The organism is Acinetobacter sp. A47, assembly GCF_000805455.1.
In the GTDB taxonomy this organism is placed as follows: domain Bacteria; phylum Pseudomonadota; class Gammaproteobacteria; order Pseudomonadales; family Moraxellaceae; genus Acinetobacter.
In genome coordinates, this window is the sequence record NZ_JSUS01000064.1 from 291,650 (window position 1) to 312,587 (window position 20,938).

Consider the following 20,938-nt stretch of genomic DNA (forward strand, 5'->3'; position numbering starts at 1 on the left):
GATTTTTACTATTTGAATTCAAGTTGTTATTTGCTATCGAGATTGGCGACATGGATGCCGCCAGTTGGACAGGGGTAACAAGGATGTACCCTATGTCCAACAAGGGATTTTGATTACTTTGATCCTTCAAAGTAATGTATTGCCTATACAAACGAGATCTAATGATTATGTTTATATGAGGCCGTGCCAATTAAAAAATTATAGATGAATAAGTTGAGTGTTATTCATTCACCAACGGCTGTTCTACTTTAAAGTTTGGTGGTGTTAACACGGTCTTGCGAATCTCATTGGAGAGTTCAGGATAATCCAGTGTGTAATGCAAACCACGTGATTCCTTACGCTCCATCGCACAGCGTACAATCATCTCTGAAACCAGAACCAGGTTACGCAATTCAATCAGGTTCTTGCTGACACGATAATCCTGATAATACTCCGTGATTTCATGCTTGAGCATTTCAATACGGTGTAAGGCACGTTGTAAACGTTTGGTGGTACGCACAATCCCCACATAGTTCCACATAGTCGAACGTAGCTCGTCCCAGTTTTGCAGAATCACCACATCTTCATCGGCATCGGTGACTTGCGTTTCATCCCAGGTTGGAACATCAGGGAATTTAAACTCGGCATCAAACTGCTGCTGGATATGTTCTGCGGCGCTCATGCCATAAACAAAGCATTCAAGGAGTGAGTTACTGGCCATACGGTTGGCGCCATGCAGACCTGTATAAGACGTCTCACCAATGGCATATAAGCCATCTAAGTCAGTCTGGCTATGTTCATCGACCACAACACCGCCACAGGTATAGTGTGCTGCTGGCACCACAGGAATCATATCTTTGGTGATATCAATGCCAAGTTCAAGCAAACGGGCATAAAGGGTCGGGAAGTGCTCGGTAATAAACTCTGGCGATTTATGGGTAATGTCTAGCCAGACATGACGAATTCCGAGACGCTTGATTTCATGGTCAATAGTACGAGCCACAATGTCACGGGGAGCAAGTTCAGCACGTTCATCAAAACGCAGCATGAAACGCTCGCCATCTGGCAGGCGCAAATAAGCACCTTCACCACGCATCGCTTCGGTAATTAAGAAAGAACGGGCTTTGGGATGGTATAAACAGGTCGGATGGAACTGGTTAAACTCCATATTGGCCACACGGCAACCGGCACGATAGGCCATGGCAATGCCATCACCTGTGGCAATATCCGGGTTTGAGGTATACAGATAGGCTTTCATGGCACCGCCACAGGCAAGTGCTGTAAAGGGAGCCAGGAAAGTATGCACCTGTTCGGCAGCTTCATCTAAAGCATAGAGGCCGATCGCACGATTGGCCTGATTGTGATGTCCAAGCTTATGCAGGGTAATCAGGTCAATGGCAATATAGTTTTCAAAAATCGTAATATTTTCGCGTTCTTTGGCGCGTTCAACCAAGGTGGTTGAAATGGCCTTACCGGTTGCATCGGCAGAGTGAATGATACGGCGCTGAGAATGACCGCCTTCACGGGTCAGGTGTAATTGCTCATCATCATCTAAAGTAAATTGCACGCCTTGCTTGAGCAGGAAATCGACCGACGGTTTACCGCCTTCAACCGTATGCTTGACTGCTTCCAGTTCACACAGATGACCGCCTGCAATCATGGTGTCATTAATATGTTGTTGAATGGAGTCAGTTTCGTCTAAGACTGCAGCAACACCGCCTTGGGCATAAAAGGTACTGGCTTCCGTCAGTGCGGCCTTGGCCAATATTGCAATGTTGTAATGACTTGGTAAAGAGAGTGCAAGGCTTAAACCTGCACCACCACTGCCCACAATAATCACATCAAAATGGTGAATTGTTTTTAAATCAGGCATGTCGATCTGCTTCAGTTTTAAACGTTTGCTAATGACACCGCTTTTTTGTCAAAAAGGCAAGGGCCAATCTGCCTGGAATTGAGCGAATTTTTAGCGAACGATATTTATTCACCGATTATTTTTTGATTTGTCTGATGTCATCAAAAAGCGATTACGTTTGGGTACATGGTTTTAATCTATGCTTAAGCTGTGCACGCTAAAACCGTACCGGTAATGTGATGGTATGGAAAATCTCCATGATTTATACACATTTGATCATTCTATTTCGTTGTATGCATTGAAGATATAAACATTTTTTTACGAAAAGAATGATAGGCTTATGCTAAAAACATAAACCATAACTTTATTTTAATCATCAGTATGTAGGTTCTTGCTTCATGAAAAGTCGCTATTTACAACAAGGAATGTATGCTGCGGTATTTACGATGGCAGCTGCACAAGTCAACGCTGCTTCGCCAGTGGATTTTTCAAACCTCGTCGAGCAGGTCAGTCCTGCTGTCGTGAGTGTCAACGTTGTAAAGAAAATGACCCAGGAAGAGTTATTGCAGCAACAGGTTCCTGAAATTTTGCGTCGTTTCTTTGGCAATCAGGTCATTATTCCGCAGCAGCAGGGGCCTCAGGAAAAGACTGCATATGGTAGCGCGTTCTTTATTGGTAAGGATGGCTATCTATTGACCAACCGCCATGTGATTGAAGATGCTTCACGGATCAGTATTACCCTGAATGACCGCCGTGAGCTGGACGCAACTTTGGTCGGCAGTGATGAGCGTACTGATATTGCCTTATTAAAAGTAAATGGCAGCAATTTCCCTGAATTGAAAATTGGTAATGTAAATCAGTTACGGGTAGGGGAACCGGTGCTGGCTATCGGCTCGCCATTTGGTTTTGACTACTCGGCCTCAGCAGGGATCGTCAGTGCAAAATCGCGTAATATGAGCGGTGAGACTTCGGTGCCGTTTATCCAGACCGATGCTGCACTCAATCCGGGTAACTCGGGTGGGCCGCTATTCAACCAGCGTGGTGAAGTGGTAGGTGTCAACTCGCGGATCTTTAGTGGTACCGGCGGTTATATGGGCCTGTCATTCTCGATTCCAATTGATGTCGCGATGGATGTGGTACAGCAGCTAAAAACAAACGGTAAAGTCACACGTTCGTATTTGGGGATCATGCTACAAGACATCGACCGCAATCTGGCTGAAGCTTATAAATTACCAAAACCGGAAGGCTCATTAATTACCCAGGTAGCGCCAAAATCGCCTGCTGAAAAAGCAGGGCTGAAGTCAGGCGATGTGATTATGAAGGCTAATGGTGCTTCTATTTTACGTACCAGTGATTTGCTTTATACACTCAACCGTATTGCACCGAACCAGACCGTAAATCTGGAAATTTTACGTGATGATAAGATACGTACCATCGCGGCTACGCTGGGTACTGCACCTGACGATACTGCAGCGACCAAAGATAAAAACAACCCGACCAGTGGCTTGGGAATGAGTATCCGTGACCTGACGCCAACCGAACAGGCGCGTCTGGATGTTCGTGGTGGTATTTTAATCCAGGATGTCAAGCGTGGCGGTCTGGCTTCATTGTCGAATCTGGTGGCTGGTGATGTGATTGTGCAGGTTAATGGTACTCCGATCACTAACAGCCAGATGTTTGCTAAAACTGTAGCTGGCTTACCTAAAAACAGTGTTGCACGCGTTGCAATCATTCGTCAGGGTCAACGTGCCATTCTTGGGCTACGTTTGCCTTAATACGGGTAAATGATATCTACAAACCACCCTGAAACAGGGTGGTTTTTATTTTGTAATATGGATGGGTTTAGACTAGTGTATATAGCTGAACTTTGATTGAAGAAATGAAATAAGCAAGATTATGAGTACGATTTTTGATTTAAAAATACAAGTTCAGCCCGAGCATATTGATGTGCTGGGGCATGCCAATAATGTCATGTATGTCCAGTGGATGCAGGATGTTGCTGCGGCTCATGTTGAAAAGCTGGGCTTGGGGCTGGCCCAATATCTGGAGCTCAAGCATGCCATGGTCGCCGTCGAGCACCATGTGCAATATCGTAAAGCAGCCTTGCAAGGTGAGGAAATTATTTTGCGGACATGGCTGGATGATATTAATGCACTGTATTCTTTCCGCCAATATGTATTTTATCGTCCCAAAGACCAGAGTGTACTGTTTGTTGCAAATACCAAATGGGCCTGTATTGAAATCGAAACCGGACGGCCAAAACGGATGTCTCCAAGTTTTACCCAAGCTTATCAACCGATTGCTGGTGATTTAAATCCCATGGATTTTAGTGTGACTTATTTTACCTAGCCCTAAAGCATGATCGGGCAACGTGGTGAGAGCACAATGCAGCCTTTAAAGATATTACAAACAAAACGTCTGATTTTAAACAGTTTCGAGCGGGAAGATGCGGCATTTGTGCTTGAACTGTTTTCAAATGCACAGGTGCTCGAGTTTTATGATCTGGTTGCCTTTACGGATATTGAGCAGGCTGTTGCACTTATTCAGCGCATGCAGCAGCGCTATCATTCAGCTTCTGGTTTTCGTTATGCGATACGCTTAAAAACGGGTGAAATGATAGGTAGCTGTGGAGTTAACCGTATTCTTGAAGAAGCTGGCGATTATTGTGTAATGATCGGGTATGACTTGCATCCGGACTATTGGGGATACGGTTATATGCTTGAGGCACTGACGGCAATGTTGAACCTGATTGGAAATGAGCTGCTGTTTGACCGGAAAATCCGGCATATAGATGCTCAGGTCATGGAACAAAACAATAAGTCAAAAGGTCTTTTACACAAATTAAAATTTCAACAAATCCAGTCGGTGACTGAAAGAGAGGGGACTCTTTTGCAGTTTAGATTGACGTTATTTTAAGATCGGCGGATAGAGAAACAAAACCATACTGAAAGAGATGTCTCGCTGTAAATTTCTTTCGTCTTCATAACGACCTTCTGTTATAATCGCCAACAATTTTATTAAACCGCTTTGGCTCATTACTTTTTATAAGTATAGGGCGTTCTATTTTCTTAAGGTAACCCATGGCGCAAGCTAAAAAATCCGTAGATATCAAAAATATACGCAATTTCTCGATCATTGCACATATTGACCATGGTAAGTCAACTCTGGCTGACCGTTTCATTCAGATGTGTGGTGGTTTACAAGATCGTGAGATGCAAGCTCAAGTATTAGACTCTATGGAGCTTGAGCGTGAGCGTGGGATTACAATCAAAGCCGCTTCGGTGACGTTGTATTACACCCATCCGAATGGTCAGGAATATCAACTAAACTTCATTGATACACCGGGACACGTTGACTTCTCCTATGAAGTATCACGCTCTTTGGCAGCTTGTGAGGGAGCATTACTGGTTGTTGATGCTGCACAAGGGGTTGAAGCTCAGTCGGTAGCAAACTGCTATACCGCAATCGAGCAGGGGCTGGAAGTTCTTCCTATCTTGAACAAGATTGACTTGCCTCAGGCAGAACCTGAGCGCGTGATCCATGAAATTGAAGAAATTATCGGGATCGAAGCAACAGATGCACCCACCTGTTCTGCAAAAACAGGTTTAGGTGTTGAAGGTGTTCTGGAGCGTCTTGTAGATGTTATTCCGGCACCTGAAGGTGACCGTGATGCATCCCTGCAGGCCCTGATTATTGACTCGTGGTTTGATAACTATTTAGGAGTTGTTTCTCTTGTCCGTATCAAGCAAGGTCGTATCCGCAAGGGCGACAAGATGCTGGTCAAGTCAACAGGCCAGACCCATCCGGTAACTTCGGTTGGGGTGTTTAACCCGAAACATACCGAAACGGATATCCTCGAAGCAGGTGAAGTCGGCTTTGTGATTGCAGGTATTAAAGATATTTTTGGTGCGCCAGTCGGTGATACCATTACGCTTGCATCGACGCCTGAAGTACAGACCTTACCAGGTTTTAAAAAGGTCAAACCGCAGGTTTATGCCGGACTTTTCCCGATCGATTCAAGCGATTTTGAACCGTTCCGTGAGGCGCTACAAAAATTACAAATTAACGATTCAGCTTTATTCTTTGAACCGGAAAGTTCAGATGCATTAGGCTTTGGTTTCCGTTGTGGCTTCTTGGGAATGCTACACATGGAGATTGTACAAGAGCGTTTGGAACGTGAGTATGACCTGGATCTGATCAGTTCAGCACCGACCGTTATTTATGAAGCCCTGACCAAGAAAGGCGATATCATTTATATCGACAGCCCATCAAAAATGCCGGATGGCTCTACGGTTGAAGACCTGCGTGAACCGATTGCCGAGTGCCATATTCTTGTGCCGCAAGAGTATCTTGGTAATGTCATGACTTTATGTATCGAGCGCCGTGGTGTGCAAAAAGACATGAAATTCCTGGGGAATCAGGTTTCTGTCACTTTTGAAATTCCAATGGCAGAAGTGGTCATGGACTTCTTTGACAAATTAAAATCATGTTCGCGTGGCTTTGCATCACTCGACTATAACTTTGTCCGTTTTGAAAGTTCAGCTCTGGTTAAGGTAGATGTATTAATTAATAGCGAGAAGGTCGATGCCTTGGCTATGATTTGCCACCGTCAGGATGCGCGCCATCGTGGTATTGCACTGGTCGAGAAAATGAAAGACCTTATTCCGCGTCAAATGTATGATGTGGCGATTCAGGCAGCAATCGGTGCACAGATCATTGCCCGTTCTACCGTAAAAGCCATGCGTAAAAACGTACTGGCCAAATGTTATGGTGGTGACGTTTCACGTAAGAAGAAACTTCTTGCGAAGCAGAAAGAAGGTAAGAAACGTATGAAGCAGGTGGGAAGTGTTGAAATTCCACAAGAAGCGTTCCTGGCTGTATTAAAAGTCGATAGATAAAGAAATGAGGCCGGATAAAGTATTTTATCCGGCCAGAAGACGGGCAGTGAGACTGCAAGAGAGGGTTTGTGGATTTTGATTTTAATTTGATTCTGGTACCGGCAACACTAATTTTCTTTTTGGTGTGGTTGCTTGATAAGTTGGTGTTCAAACAACGTGCAACCAAAGGACGGAATCAGGAAAATTTTCTGATCACATGGGCATATGATTTTTGGCCAGTTCTGGCGGTCGTACTGATTCTGCGTTCTTTCTTATATGAACCGTTTAATATTCCTTCTGACTCGATGGTACCGACCCTGGAGACAGGTGATTTTATTCTGGTCAATAAATTTGATTATGGTTTGCGTCTTCCTGTAGTGAACACTAAAGTGGTCAATGTCGGCGAGCCTAAGCGTGGCGAAGTGATCGTATTCCGTTATCCGCCACAGCCTACGATTAGCTATATCAAGCGTGTCGTCGGGTTGCCGGGTGACCATATCCAGTTTAAAGCGGGTGAGTTAACCATTAATGGTCAGCAGATTGCAAAGGTTGCGACCCAGTTCTCGCGTGAAAAAGACCAGCAAGATACGCCAACAGCTTTGTATTTTAAAGAAACCTTGGGTGAACACCAGCATTTGATCCGTTATCTGGAAGGGCGTAACCCGCTGGTTGAGCAATTCCAGTTTGCCCAGCTAAAAGGGGCAGAAGCCCTGGTTCCATTTGTGGCCAAAGCCAATGATGTCTTTATTCAGAGCAATGGGCAAGATTGGGAAGTGACTGTGCCGGAAGGACAGTACTTTGCAATGGGTGATAACCGTGACCAGAGTGCAGACAGTCGTTTCTGGGGCTTTGTACCAGAAGCGAACTTAACAGGCCGTGCTTTTTATATATGGATGCATAAAGAGCCAGGCTTTAATCTTCCAAGTTTCAACCGAAATGGTAAGATTGACTGATAAAAACATAAAGGAAATATAAAGATGCGTAAATCTCAACTTGGGACTTCGTATATTGCAATTTTATTTGGGGTGGTTTTGTTTGCAGTTGCCGTGAAGGCGGCAATTGCGATCTGGCCAGCATACTGGGATGACAAGCTGATTAATAATCAGATTGAAAGCCTGTTAAAAGACAGTCCGGCAGATATTACACCGAGTAAATTTGCTTCCCAGATGGATCAACGTTTTGATATGAACGGTATCCGTGATCTGCATTTTAAGGATATTGCGCAAGTGACTTATAAAGATGATCTTGTCGTGGTAAAGAAGTATGAAATCCGTAAGCCTTTCATGCTAAATATTAGTCTAGTTATGACCTTTGAGAAGACTTTTGACCAAAAATCTGCAAAACAAGCTCAATGATACGCGGCTGCAAGGGCGAATTGGTCACCAGTTTAAACAGATTGACTTGTTGAAACTGGCATTGACCCATCGCTCTGTGAGCCATAAACACAATTATGAACGCCTAGAATTTCTAGGCGATTCATTATTGGGAATGATCGTTGCGAATTATTTGTACCATGCTTATCCTCTTGAAAATGAGGGGCGCTTGACGCGTATGCGGGCAACGCTGGTGCGACAGGAAGCATTGGGAAAAATCGCAAATGATTTACAGCTGAGTCGGTCATTAATTTTAAGCACTGGCGAGCTAAAATCGGGTGGCCATCACCGGGAATCGATTTTGGCAGATACAGTAGAGGCAATTATTGGTGCGATTTATTTAGACAGCAATGATCTCAACCTGTTGGAACGCATTGTGCTAAAATGGTATGAACCATATCTTGATCATATCGAACCGACAGATCAACTGAAAGACCCGAAATCACGTTTACAAGAGTATTTACAAGCACGTAAAAAACCTCTCCCAGTTTACGAGGTTGTAGATATTCAGGGCGATGCGCCAAATCAGCATTTCAAGGTGGAATGTCTGGTTGATGGATTGCCAAAAATTCAAGGCGAGGGCTCAAGTCGTCGTTTTGCCGAACAAACGGCAGCGGCAGAGATTTTAAAATTATTGGAGCAATAACCTGATGTCCCATTCAAATGAAAATACGCCAGAGGCCGCTGAGCAGCACGATGGCAATAACCTGATTGATCAATTTTTTAGTTCTCAAGGAACCACGATTCCTTCAGATTTTAAAAGCGGTTTTGTTGCGATTGTAGGTCGCCCGAACGTTGGTAAGTCGACCTTGATGAACCATTTATTGGGTCAGAAATTATCAATTACTTCGCGTAAGCCACAAACCACACGTCACAAGATTGTCGGCATTGATTCGCGTGAAAAATCTCAGGCGGTATTTGTGGATACGCCGGGGATGCATAAGAAAGAAGTCCGTGCCATCAATAAAATGATGAACCGTGCTGCGCACTCGGCATTGCGTGATGTGAATCTGGTGCTGTTTGTGGTAGATGCTCAGAAGTGGACTCAAAATGATGAGCTGGTTCTGGAAAAGCTGAAAAATGCAGATATGCCAGTGATTCTGGTGATCAACAAGCTGGATACTTTCGAGAACAAGAACGAAGCCTTGCCTTTGATCCAGGAGCGTGCCAAGTTAATGAACTTTGCCGAAATCGTTCCTGTATCTGCCTTGCGTGGTGCCAATCTTGAACACTTGCGTGATACGATTGAAAAGTACCTGCCATATCAGCCGCCATTATATTCACTGGACCAGATTACCGATCGTTCTGAACGCTTCCTTGCGAGTGAAATTATTCGTGAGAAAATCATGCGTCAGCTGGGTGAGGAACTGCCATACGATTTGACGGTACAGATCGAATCTTTCAAAACAGAAGAAGCGACTGTCAATGAAAAAACCGGTCGTTTAAAGCCACCTTGTACCTATATTGATGCAACCATCTTTGTTGAGCGCCAAGGGCAAAAAGCCATTGTGATTGGCGATAAAGGTGCGAAGCTGAAAAGTATCGGGATGGATGCACGTGCAGACATGGAAAAAATGTTTGAACAGAAGATCATGCTGACACTTTGGGTAAAAGTGAAGGGCGGCTGGTCTGATGATGAGCGTGCACTGAAAAGCTTGGGTTATAGCGATATTTAAGAATGGGAACCGGTATGAAAACAACAATCCGTGTATTGGCAGTTGTGTCGTGTATTTTGATGTTGCAAGGTTGTGTACATAAGCTGGTAACGGTACCTGTTAAAGTCGCTTATAAGACCACCAAAGGTGTTGTAAAAGGAACGGCTGCTGTAGTGGGTGCCGTGATTCCTGATGGTGATGATGAAAAGGATGAAAAGAAAAAGGACTAATATCATCCCATGATGCGTAATGAAGTCTTGCATGGCTATTTGATTCATCATCGTAAATATCGTGAAAAAAGCCATATCGTGCATTTATTTACGCAAGAATATGGTCGGGTGGATGGAATCTTAAGACAGATTCCGCCACCGCAGTATCAGCCGGTCTGTTTACAAGCCACTGGTAAGTCCGAGCTTAAAAACTTCACTAAACTCGAAATCCTGAACCAGCCTGTTTTCTTTCATGGTGATGCATTTTTTGCTGGCTTTTATTTAAATGAAATCGTGTTGCGCCTTTGTCCGCTTGAAGAAGCCATGCCGCAAACTTTCCAGCAATATCAGTTGACCTTGTTGCAATTACAACAACTTGCCTCACATGAACAGGCCGCTTTGTTTTTGCGGCAAATCCTGCGCCAATTCGAGCATGTTTTATTGCAAGAGTTGGGCTATGCCATTGATTTTTCTGTTGATGCCAATCAGCAGGAGATCCTGCCTGTTCGGCATTACCTGTTTCAGTTGAATGATGGCTTTTTGCCGGTTGCACAAGCAGCATCACGTTCGACACTTTCCGGTTCGCTGATTGCTGCGATGCAAAACTATGAAGATGGACGGGATTTTTCTCACGAACAATTACAGTTATTAGGTAAACTATATCGCCAAATGATTAGTTCATTATTGGGTGACCGGCCTTTAAAAAGCCGTCAACTCTGGATCCAGAGTACACAAACTTGATCTTCCGGATGTATTTGACATCATTATTCGGGACGAAAACGATAGGATATTTTTTATGGCTGCAATCTTGGGTGTAAACATCGATCATGTTGCAACATTGAGACAGGCACGTGGTACAACTTACCCTGATCCGGTTCAGGCTGCCCTGGTTTGTGAACAGGCGGGTGCAGAGGGGATTACCTTGCATTTACGTGAAGATCGTCGCCATATACAGGATGATGATGTGCGTCGTATGCGACCATTATTGCAAACACGTATGAATCTGGAACTGGCTGTGACAGATGAAATGGTTGAGTTTGCCAAGGAAATCCAGCCACAGCATGTCTGTTTTGTGCCTGAGCGTCGTCAGGAAGTGACTACCGAAGGTGGTCTGGATGTGGTAGGACACTTTAAAAAAGTACAGGCGGCTACACGGGCACTTACTGCAATTGGCAGTGATGTATCATTATTTATTGATGCTGATCTTGCACAGATTGATGCTGCAGTCGCCTGTGGTGCACCTACCATCGAGATTCATACGGGTGCTTATGCGGATGCTGAAACCGATGAGCAGCAACAGGCTGAGTTGGTGCGTATTATCAAGGCTGCCGAATATGCTGCAGCCAAAGGTCTGGTGGTCAATGCCGGTCATGGTTTAAACCTGAATAATGTGGCTGCGATTGCTGCGATTCCCCAAATCCATGAGCTAAACATCGGACATTCGATTATTGCAGAAAGTGTATTTGTGGGCCTTGCTCAAGCGGTAAAAGATATGAAGGCAGCGATTGAGGCTGCTGCGAGATAAAAATGAGTAGTATAGATTACGATGAGTTAATGCAACCTGTTATTGCGTTTTTAGGTTGTACCACTCCTCAGGCATGGCTGGATGAAGCGCTGAACAATCTGGACATTCTGATGCAGGACCATGCCAATTGTGAGAAAAAAGCTGCCGGAACGGCCATGAATCTGATGTTCCGCTATAGTTTTTTTACCGATTTACAGGTCAAGTTGGCACAACTGGTTCGTGAAGAGATGCTGCATTATGAGCAGGTGTTGCAATTCATGAATAAACGTGGTCAGGAGTGGAAAGGGTTGAGTGCAGGGCGTTATGCAGGTGAGTTGCGTAAAGAAATCCGGACTTATGAACCGGAAGCCCTGATTGATGTGATGATTATTGGTGCATTTGTCGAAGCACGCTCATGTGAGCGTTTCTATGCGCTGGCACCGATTGTAGATGATGAGCTGGGGCGTTACTACCGTTATTTGCTTAAGTCTGAATCTCGTCATTTTGAGGACTATCTGGCCTTGGCACTGGATGTCGCAAAATCTGCAAAACTCAAAGACCCGGAAGAAGATATTCAGCAGCGGATCAGGCATATCCGTGAAGTGGAGAAAAATCTGATTTTAAGTCCGGATGATACTTTCCGTTTCCATAGTGGGGTACCGGCGAAAGTACCTGCTTAAGCTGAACATAAAAACCTCTGAGCAAACAGGGGTTTTTTTTATATCTGTGCTATGGATGTAGCTATATACCCCCATAAAAAAAGCCCAGATCAATAATCTGGGCTTTTTAGAATCTTGGCTCTCCCACCTGGGCTCGAACCAGGGACCTGCGGATTAACAGTCCGTCGCTCTACCGACTGAGCTATGGGAGAATAGTAGATTGGCTCTCCAACCTGGGCTCGAACCAGGGACCTGCGGATTAACAGTCCGTCGCTCTACCGACTGAGCTATTGGAGAATCTGATGCGCATTTTAGGCATGAAAAGCAGATGCGTCAACAACAATAGTAAATAAAATTAATCGTTTGCTTGATTAATAGTCTTTTTGGCACAAAGTGATCAAAAAATACTAGCAAAACAACTTATTTACTTAAAAATTAATCAGTTAATGTGTTGTTCCTTAAACTTTGCCAGTGCTTCAATTCGATACTGAATCAGCATTTCACCAATTTCCGGGCCGGTCACATGTTCAGGTAAATCCTGCGCACGGATATTTCTGACGATTTGCATTGCATCTAACATATATTGCGCTTGCGGATAAGGACGTTGTTCCAGACCTAAACGGCCTTTGGCATCACATTCACAGGCCTGCACAAAAGCTTCTACTTTTTCCGGTCGACGCAGTACATCCAGACGTTGTAACAGACGCCATAAAGTACCGGGTTTCAGGTTTTTTGCCTGATGGCATTTTAAATGTTCCTTACATACAATCAGGGCCAGACTCTTCAGCGCAGCCGGAACCTTCAGACGGTCACAAATTTGAGTAACAGGCTGGATTCCTCGTTCTTCATGCATGATGTGTCGTGGTAGCTCCTCAACCGGGGTGAGGGCCTTACCCAGATCATGAACCAGTACGGCAAAACGCACTTCAAGGGCATAGTCTGCAAGGCAGGCCTGTTTAAGCGCCATCAGGGTATGCACACCGCAATCGATCTCAGGATGATATTCCGGGCGTTGAGGAATGCCGAATAATGCGTTGATTTCTGGAAATAGGACTTCCAGGGCATCACATGCTTTCAGAACCTGAAAATAAACATCGGCATGCGTTTCCATCAAGGCACGCGAGGTTTCTTTCCAGACACGTTCCGGAGTGAGCGCACTTAATTCTCCTGATCGGGCAATTGTTTGCATCAGTTGCAGGGTTTCATCGGCCACTGAGAACCCGTAAGGTGCATAACGGGCAGCAAATCGCGCTACACGGAGTACACGTAATGGATCTTCGGTAAAAGCGTCGGAAACATGACGCAGGATTTTGTGTTCCAGATCCTGTTGACCCCCATAAGGATCATAAATTTTTCCGGTTTCATCCATGGCCATGGCATTGATGGTCAGGTCACGGCGGATCAGGTCATCTTCTAGTGTGACACTGCGATCTGTAAAGAACTGGAAGCCATGATAACCTACACCAGATTTACGTTCGGTGCGTGCGAGTGCGTATTCTTCTTTTGTTTTTGGATGTAAAAATACAGGAAAATCCTTACCGACAGGTTGATAACCTTCAGCCAATAATTGTTCTGGTGTTGCTCCAACCACCACATAATCTTTTTCGTGATAGGGGTAGCCGAGTAAGTGATCCCGGACTGCACCGCCTACTAAATAAACTTGCATGAAAAAACCTCTATTCTTCACACAATCATGCTACAGAATAGAGGTTTTCTCAAGCGCTCAAAGAAGCTTTTGCAGAAAAGCTTTTTTGTGGTGAACTTTAGTTCTGGCTTTGCTGGATTTCAGCAACCGTTAATGCTGTCATATTGACCAGACGACGAGTCGTTGCTGTAGGTGTCAGAATATGAACAGGTTTTGCCGCACCAAGTAAAATTGGACCAATGGTCACATTATTACCAGAGGTGGCTTTTAACAGGTTGAAAGAGATGTTTGCTGCATCCAGGTTAGGCATGATTAACAGGTTTGCTGACCCTTTAAAACGTGAATTCGGGAAGGCAAAGTGTCGGATATTTTCATCCAGTGCTGCATCGCCATGCATTTCACCTTCAACTTCAAGTTCAGGCGCCTGTTCAGATAACAAACGGTAAACTTCACGCATTTTTTGCGCGCTCGGATCGGTTTGATCGCTACCGAAACTCGAGTGAGAAAGCAGGGCCACGCGTGGTGTAATACCAAAACGGCGGACTTCTTCAGCTGCCAAAATGGTCATTTCAGCAAGCTGGGCGGCCGTAGGGTTAGTATTGACATACGTATCGGCGATAAATAAATTGCGGTCTTCCAGCATCAATGCGTTCAAGGTAAAGAATGTGCTGCGGCCTTCTTTCAAGCCAATGATATTTTTCACGAAGTCCAAGTGAATATCGTAGCTTGAATAGGTACCACATAACATACCGTCAGCTTTACCAAACTTCACCAGCATGGCTGCGATCAGGGTAGAGCGGCGGCGAGCTTCACGTTGGGCATATTCAACAGTCACACCCTTACGTTGCATAATTTGATGGTATTCTTTAGAGAACTCGTCGTACAGAGGATTTTTTTCCTGATCGACGATTTCAATATTGACACCATGTTGCAAACGTAAACCGAGCTTTTTGATATTTTCTTCGATCACGGCGGTACGACCAACCAGAATCGGTTTTGCCAGACCTTCATCTACCGCAATCTGGACAGCACGTAATACACGCAGATCTTCGCCTTCTGCATAGGCAATGCGTTTAGGATCGGTTTTTGCCTGTGCAAAGATCGGCTTCATCAGGAAAGCAGAGTTATAAACGAACTCGGAAAGACGCTGACGATATGCAGAGAAGTCTTCGATTGGACGGGTTGCGACCCCCGAATCCATAGCTGCTTTGGCAACCGCTGGTGCAATTTCCAGAATCAGGCGTTGATCAAGTGGACGCGGAATCAGGTAGTCACGACCAAATGAAGCTGATTTTTCTCCATAGGTTGCTGCATCTGCTTCGACATGTGCCATACGCGCAATGGCGTGAACACAGGCGATCTTCATTTCTTCGTTAATGGTTGTCGCGCCTACATCCAGCGCACCACGGAAGATATAAGGGAAGCAAAGTGCGTTATTGACCTGGTTTGGATAGTCAGAACGGCCCGTTGCCATAATCGCATCTGGACGCACTTCATGGGCATGTTCAGGCAAGATTTCCGGATCAGGGTTGGCCAGTGCAAAAATGATCGGATTCTCCGCCATTTCCTTCACCATGTCTTTGGTTAGGATTCCTGCTGCTGAAAGGCCAAGGAACATGTCTGCACCTGCCATCACTTCATGCAGCTGGCTGGCCTGAATGTCCTGAACGTAGCGTTTTTTCGATTCATCCAGACCTTCACGTGCTGTATTCAGCAGGCCGCGAGAGTCGGCAACAATGATATTTTGCTTGTTTACACCCAAAGCACAGAGTAAGTCGAGGCAAGAAAGCGCAGCGGCGCCTGCACCTGAGGCAACGATTTTAATTTCATCAATTTTTTTATTTACAATCTGCAATGCATTTAGTAAAGCTGAACCGACAATAATACTGGTTCCATGCTGGTCATCATGGAATACCGGAATTTTCATGCGTTCACGAAGTTTCTTTTCAATATAGAAGCATTCCGGTGCCTTGATATCTTCAAGGTTGATCCCGCCAAATGTTGGCTCTAGCGCAGCAACAATATCGACGATCTTGTCTGGATCATTTTCATCAATTTCGATATCGAAGACATCTACACCAGCAAATTTCTTAAATAGAACGCCTTTACCTTCCATCACCGGCTTAGAAGCAAGAGGACCAATATTTCCCAAACCAAGCACGGCTGTACCATTACTCACGACGGCGACCAGATTACCTCGTGCTGTATATTTTGCAGCAGTAGAAGGGTCCCGTTCAATTTCTAGACATGGAGCTGCAACACCAGGGGAATACGCAAGCGCTAAATCTCGTTGGTTAACGAGCTGCTTGTTTGGTGTCACACTGATTTTTCCCGGGGTTGGAAATTCATGGTAATACAAAGCGGCTTGTTTTAAAGATTGATCGTCCATCTGAGTCTCATTTGTTCCGATAATAATCAGACATCTACAAGTCCAATTACTATATTAAGATAAGTGCACAAGAATATAGCACTAGTTCATGCTTTCGCACAGTCAAAAAAGCTTATTTTCACTGAACCATGAAGCTGTTCACAGTCGTTCTTCAGCGTTAGAGAAAGAGCTAAAACGCTGAAAATTGACGGTTAAATGGAATATCCTGCGGTTGACAGGTGAAGATGCTGTTGCAGGTATTCAGTAGCACCTGTTGCAGTCAATGGCTTGGAGAACAGGTAACCCTGCAATATATCGCAATTTTGCCGTTTCAAATAATCACGTTGCTGTTCTGTTTCCACACCTTCAGCCACGACTTTTAGGCCAATGGTTTTGCCCATGGCGATCATGGCATTAACGATTGCATCCTGTTTTGGATCACCAATTTTTAAAATAAATGCGCGGTCAATCTTTAAAATATCAATAGGATATTCGGTGAGGTAGGCCAGAGATGAATAGCCGGTACCAAAGTCATCCAGAGCAATTGAAATTTCACGCTTTTTCAAGGCATTGAGGATGGTTTTTACACTTTCCGTATTCTCCAGAAAGGCAGATTCGGTAATTTCCAGTTCCAGATTTTTACCTGAGATTCCATAGCTGGTCAGGACTTCATCGATATCATGTAATAACTGGCCACGTAAAATCTGCTGGGCAACAATATTGACGGCGATATTAATATTGGAAAAACCTAGTGCTTGCCAGGCCTGTAACTGTTTGGCGGCTTCGTGCAAGACAAATTGGCCTATATCGGAAATTAAACTGGTACTTTCTGCTAAAGGAATAAATATGCTTGGCATAATTAAGCCTTTTGTCGGATGTTTCCAGCGAATCAGGGCTTCAAAGCCATTGACCTGCTGTGTCTGGATGCTGATCTTGGGTTGATAGTAAACCACCAGTTCCTTGTTCTGGATCGCTTTTCTGAGGTCCAGTTCCAGATCACTATATTTCGCAACAAAATTGGCCCTTTCATTGGAATAATAGTGGATGGTATTGCCGCCTAGGCGCTTGGCTTCATTCAGGGCCTGTTCTGCATGGGTATTTAAATTATCCACCTGACGGCCATGTTCCGGATAAATGGCGACCCCAATCGAGATGCTGACAAAATATTCCTGATCGGCAATGTAAAAGGCTTTACTCAAGGTTTCGACAATATTGTTGCACAATTGATGAATAGGCGGATGTAGATGCGACATTTCATAAATGATGGCAAAATCATCGGCACTGAGGTGGGCCACCAGTAAGGCATCGATATTGCTAATCCTGAGCCGCTGTGCAACCTGTTTCAAGAGTTCGTTGCCGGCTTTGTTACTGATAATTTCATTGAGCGCACGGAAGCGGTCGATATTTAGCCGGATCACCGCCAGATGTTGAATGGCAGGCTCATTGACCAGATACTGATGCAACTGTTGCTGGTAATAAAAACGGTTGGGCAGGTCAGTTAGGGTATCGTAATTGGTCAAATAAGACAGGCGCTGTTCCTGATGCTTACGCTCGGTCTGATCTGAAACAATGCCGATATAGTTAATCACCCGGTCCTGTTCATCTTTAACCGCATTGATATGCATCCATAAAAAACAGGACTTTTCCGAGCTATAGGTTTCCTGAAATTCGCCTTCATATTCTTCTGCTTCCAGTAGGGTATCAATAATGGAAAGATGAAAATTATGATGATGCTGTTTATTCTGCTTGGTAATTTCAAAAAGTTGCTTGTTCAGGATGGCCTGTTTGTCCAGCCCGGTTAACTTTTCGTATTTGGGATTGACTTCAATATAGTTAAAGTTTTCATCCAGAATAAAAATACCTTCGGAAGCCTGTTCAAATACACTGGCAGCCAGCTTTAAGCGTTCCTGATCCTTTCTTTCCTGATGAATATCACGATGGATGCCCACCATACGCAAAGGTGTGCCATCTTTGGGATTTCTTAAAATGACCTGACCAACATCATGAATCCAGGTCCATTCACCATTGTGGCGCTTGATGCGGAAAGTTTCCTCATAACGTTTGGTTTGTCCACACAAATGGCTGTAGAGGGTGTTTTTTACCCTTTCAATATCTTCAGGATGGATAATCTTGTGCAGCAGGGCGTAATGATTGGCCGAGTTTCGGGTAACGGCCTGACTATGGGCATTGGTGATCCCGACCGTGTGGTTTTCAAGGTTCCAGTCCCACGGCCGAATACCGGCGGTTTCATGGGCAAAGGTCAAGTTCTGGCGATGTTCCTCCAGACTTTCATTCATTTGGGTCAGATCGAAGGTACGTTCACGGACTTTCTGTTCAAGCAGGTGATTATTGAATTGTAGCTGCGCCTCGATATCCTTGGACTTGTTAACTTCTCGTTGCAATTGCTGGCATAGTTCATCTGTCCACTGATTGTGCTGTTCGGCAACATCGATCAACTGCTTGTTTTTTTCCAGTACCAGTCCAAGCCGTTTATGAATCTTGTAGGTTGCATGTGCACACAGTACCGTTGCAAAAAAAGAACAGTAATACGCCAAATAAAACAGGGTATGTTGATGATCCTGCTGTAATAGCTGGGAAATAAGTAATGGCGTAATACTTGGGATAAAAAATAAAAAGAAATAGCGGATATGTTGCGTTAAAAAGGTGAGTGCAATGATGTGAGAAGCATTTAGCAGCAATGCCGTCAGGGTTAAAACATGTGAAGCGAGCAGTTGCGGAACATCGGTTTCCAAATAATGATTAATGATGACGGTATTGATCCCAACCAGCACACCGGTAAAAAAACAGATCAGCTGGAAAACGCGATGGGTCCGGTGAGTATAGCGTGTGGAAGAATATCGCTTTAATAAAAAATGGCAGGTACCGGCAAACATCAACAGGATAAGTAGGGTTAAACTCATCCATTGGGTAAAAATGTTGGATTCAAAGGAATAAAAAACACCAAAGAGTGCAAAATCTAACAGACAAATACAAAGCACGCTTATGACAAATAAGCGGACATGATTCGGATAACTGATTTGATCCGTATAGATAAACTGAGGCAAGCTTTTTTCCTGAACTCCTAACATATAAAGCATAATCCTTTTCATTTTTTATCTATGTTCACAGTCTTTGTTTTTTTGTAAACACAGCCGAATTTTGTTTTTAAATTAACGTTGTACAAAATGGAAAGCAATGCAGACGCATGTTTAGGAGCTAAAGTGATAATTTAAAATCGACAAGGCGACCACCGGAGCAGTTTCAGTTCTTAAAATGCGCTCGCCGATACACCAGTTTTGAAAATGATGCTGATTGGCCGTGTTAATTTCTGCCTCGCTCAGGCCACCTTCCGGGCCGATCAATAAAGCCAGGTCAGGAGAGCAGTCAAGCAGTACATTTTGCTGGTCTTTGTTGGGAGCCAGCACGAAACGCGCCGCAGGCAGTTCGGATTTGACCCAGTCTGCCAATGCAACCGGAGGGAGAATGACCGGGATGCGATTCATGCCACATTGTTCACAAGCAGCAATGGCGACTGATTGCCAGTGATCCAGCTTTTTTTGATCGCGGTCGTATTTTAAACGCATTTCGCAACGTTCACTGGTCAGCAGCTGAATGGTACTCACGCCAAGCTCGGTGGCTTTCTGGATGGCATAATCCATACGATCACCTTTACTCATGACCTGGCCTAAAATCACCTTGAATGGCGCTGTACGGTCTGCCGCTTCAAACTGGTCTACAGAAGCAAATGCTGTTTTTTTATTGATTTGTGTGAGAGTCACGACATATTCACCACCTTTTCCATTGAAAAAGATGGCTTGATCTTGCTCTTTTGCGCGAAGCACACGGACCCAGTGATGAAAAACCGATTCTGTTAATTCAATCGTATTGCCAGTTGTTAATTCGGTTTCGATATAAAAACGGTTCATGCTTGGGGTGTGCTCGTACAAATTAATTTAAACCCAGATCAACAACGAGTTGTCGAGTCGGTTCGGTTTGGTTCATGGAATAAAAATGCAGGGTTGGCGCACCACCAGCGATTAAACGTTCACAAAGATTGACAATAACTTCGTGACCGAAAGCTTTGATGCTTTCGCTATCATCTCCATAAGCAGCCAGTTGCTTACGAATCCAGCGCGGAATTTCTGCACCTGTACCATCTGCAAAGCGGATCAGGTTACTTGCATTGGTGATGGGCATAATACCCGGTGCAACAGGAATATTCACGCCTGCTTTTGCAATCCGTTCGATAAAATAGAAATATGCGTCCGGATTGAAGAAAAATTGAGTAATACCGGCATTTGCGCCTGCATTGACTTTCTCTACAAAACGCTGAATATCCAGATCAAAGCTATCAGCTTGCGGATGCATTTCAGGATAGGCGGCAACTTCAATGTGGAAGTGATCGCCTGTGTGTTCACGGATAAAGCGCACCAGATCCTGTGCATAAGGCAATTCGCCCAGGCCCACCTGACCTGACGGCAAGTCACCACGCAATGCAACAATACGGTCAATACCCTGAGATTTATATAAATCCAGAAGTTCGGCAATACGGGCTTTATCGTCACCAATACAGGACAGGTGCGGTGCAACCGGCGTACCCTTGCCATTAAATTCATGAATGGCAGCTAAAGTGCGTTCACGTGTAGAGCCGCCTGCACCATAGGTAATTGAAAAAAACTCGGGGTTTAACTGTTGTAATTCTTGATGAACAACTTTTAGCTTTTCCGCACCTGCATCGGTTTTTGGCGGGAAAAACTCAAAAGAAATAGGAACACGTTTTGTCATTTCAAATCCTTTTTAAAATCGCCTGGAAAATT

General features: G+C 44.5%; 18 protein-coding genes and 2 tRNA genes. 12 read left to right on the forward strand and 8 right to left on the reverse strand.

Going from position 1 to position 20,938, the window contains the following annotated elements:
• Nucleotides 1-220 precede the first annotated feature (220 nt).
• A complete protein-coding gene (gene nadB / locus OC23_RS13525) occupies nucleotides 221-1,858 on the reverse strand; it encodes an L-aspartate oxidase (protein ID WP_171194803.1) in 1,638 nt (545 codons plus the stop codon).
• 371 nt (nucleotides 1,859-2,229) lie between these two features.
• Between nadB and OC23_RS13530 the strand changes: the two genes are divergently transcribed.
• The 12 genes from OC23_RS13530 (at nucleotide 2,230) to OC23_RS13585 (ending at nucleotide 12,129) form a co-directional block, all read left to right on the forward strand.
• Nucleotides 2,230-3,606, forward strand: a complete 1,377-nt coding sequence (locus OC23_RS13530; RefSeq protein ID WP_038345408.1) for a Do family serine endopeptidase — start codon at nucleotides 2,230-2,232, stop codon at nucleotides 3,604-3,606.
• 121 nt (nucleotides 3,607-3,727) lie between these two features.
• Complete coding sequence (locus OC23_RS13535) at nucleotides 3,728-4,180, forward strand: acyl-CoA thioesterase (protein ID WP_038345409.1); 453 nt, start codon at nucleotides 3,728-3,730, stop codon at nucleotides 4,178-4,180.
• Nucleotides 4,181-4,216: 36 nt separating this feature from the next.
• Nucleotides 4,217-4,747 (forward strand): GNAT family N-acetyltransferase, encoded by a 531-nt coding sequence (locus tag OC23_RS13540; protein WP_038345612.1) that lies wholly within the window; start codon nucleotides 4,217-4,219, stop codon nucleotides 4,745-4,747.
• A gap of 164 nt (nucleotides 4,748-4,911) precedes the next feature.
• On the forward strand, nucleotides 4,912-6,729 hold the full coding sequence (lepA, locus tag OC23_RS13545) for a translation elongation factor 4 (protein WP_038345410.1): 1,818 nt from the start codon (nucleotides 4,912-4,914) through the stop codon (nucleotides 6,727-6,729).
• Between the two features lie 68 nt (nucleotides 6,730-6,797).
• Nucleotides 6,798-7,661 (forward strand): signal peptidase I, encoded by an 864-nt coding sequence (lepB, locus tag OC23_RS13550; protein ID WP_038345411.1) that lies wholly within the window; start codon nucleotides 6,798-6,800, stop codon nucleotides 7,659-7,661.
• Between the two features lie 24 nt (nucleotides 7,662-7,685).
• A complete protein-coding gene (locus tag OC23_RS13555; protein WP_038345413.1) occupies nucleotides 7,686-8,063 on the forward strand; it encodes a DUF4845 domain-containing protein in 378 nt (125 codons plus the stop codon).
• Nucleotides 8,032-8,727: a ribonuclease III gene (gene rnc / locus OC23_RS13560; RefSeq protein ID WP_038345414.1), complete on the forward strand. Its 696-nt coding sequence runs from the start codon at nucleotides 8,032-8,034 to the stop codon at nucleotides 8,725-8,727. Before OC23_RS13555 ends, rnc begins: the two co-directional genes overlap by 32 nt.
• Before the next feature lie 4 nt (nucleotides 8,728-8,731).
• Nucleotides 8,732-9,757: a GTPase Era gene (gene era / locus OC23_RS13565; RefSeq protein ID WP_038345415.1), complete on the forward strand. Its 1,026-nt coding sequence runs from the start codon at nucleotides 8,732-8,734 to the stop codon at nucleotides 9,755-9,757.
• Nucleotides 9,758-9,771: 14 nt separating this feature from the next.
• Nucleotides 9,772-9,966: an NF038104 family lipoprotein gene (locus OC23_RS13570; RefSeq protein WP_038345613.1), complete on the forward strand. Its 195-nt coding sequence runs from the start codon at nucleotides 9,772-9,774 to the stop codon at nucleotides 9,964-9,966.
• A gap of 9 nt (nucleotides 9,967-9,975) precedes the next feature.
• Nucleotides 9,976-10,686 carry a DNA repair protein RecO gene (gene recO, locus OC23_RS13575; RefSeq protein ID WP_038345416.1) on the forward strand — a complete coding sequence of 237 codons (711 nt, stop codon included), beginning with the start codon at nucleotides 9,976-9,978 and terminating at the stop codon, nucleotides 10,684-10,686.
• A 55-nt stretch (nucleotides 10,687-10,741) separates the two neighbouring features.
• Complete coding sequence (gene pdxJ / locus OC23_RS13580; RefSeq protein WP_038345417.1) at nucleotides 10,742-11,470, forward strand: pyridoxine 5'-phosphate synthase; 729 nt, start codon at nucleotides 10,742-10,744, stop codon at nucleotides 11,468-11,470.
• Between the two features lie 2 nt (nucleotides 11,471-11,472).
• Nucleotides 11,473-12,129: a tRNA-(ms[2]io[6]A)-hydroxylase gene (locus OC23_RS13585; protein ID WP_038345418.1), complete on the forward strand. Its 657-nt coding sequence runs from the start codon at nucleotides 11,473-11,475 to the stop codon at nucleotides 12,127-12,129.
• Nucleotides 12,130-12,244: 115 nt separating this feature from the next.
• Here OC23_RS13585 and OC23_RS13590 read toward each other — a convergent pair.
• The 7 genes from OC23_RS13590 to metF all read right to left on the reverse strand — a co-directional run bounded on the left by OC23_RS13590 (nucleotide 12,245) and on the right by metF (nucleotide 20,906).
• Nucleotides 12,245-12,320 (reverse strand) — tRNA-Asn (locus OC23_RS13590).
• A 9-nt stretch (nucleotides 12,321-12,329) separates the two neighbouring features.
• Nucleotides 12,330-12,405 (reverse strand) — tRNA-Asn (locus OC23_RS13595).
• 142 nt (nucleotides 12,406-12,547) lie between these two features.
• Complete coding sequence (locus OC23_RS13600; protein ID WP_038345419.1) at nucleotides 12,548-13,774, reverse strand: multifunctional CCA addition/repair protein; 1,227 nt, start codon at nucleotides 13,772-13,774, stop codon at nucleotides 12,548-12,550.
• A gap of 97 nt (nucleotides 13,775-13,871) precedes the next feature.
• A complete protein-coding gene (locus tag OC23_RS13605; protein ID WP_038345421.1) occupies nucleotides 13,872-16,142 on the reverse strand; it encodes an NADP-dependent malic enzyme in 2,271 nt (756 codons plus the stop codon).
• 191 nt (nucleotides 16,143-16,333) lie between these two features.
• Entirely contained in the window at nucleotides 16,334-19,210 is a 2,877-nt protein-coding gene (locus OC23_RS13610) for an EAL domain-containing protein (RefSeq protein ID WP_038345422.1), read from the reverse strand.
• 120 nt (nucleotides 19,211-19,330) lie between these two features.
• Nucleotides 19,331-20,047: a 16S rRNA (uracil(1498)-N(3))-methyltransferase gene (locus OC23_RS13615; protein ID WP_038345423.1), complete on the reverse strand. Its 717-nt coding sequence runs from the start codon at nucleotides 20,045-20,047 to the stop codon at nucleotides 19,331-19,333.
• A gap of 22 nt (nucleotides 20,048-20,069) precedes the next feature.
• On the reverse strand, nucleotides 20,070-20,906 hold the full coding sequence (metF, locus tag OC23_RS13620; protein ID WP_038345424.1) for a methylenetetrahydrofolate reductase [NAD(P)H]: 837 nt from the start codon (nucleotides 20,904-20,906) through the stop codon (nucleotides 20,070-20,072).
• Between the last annotated feature and the right edge of the window lie 32 nt (nucleotides 20,907-20,938).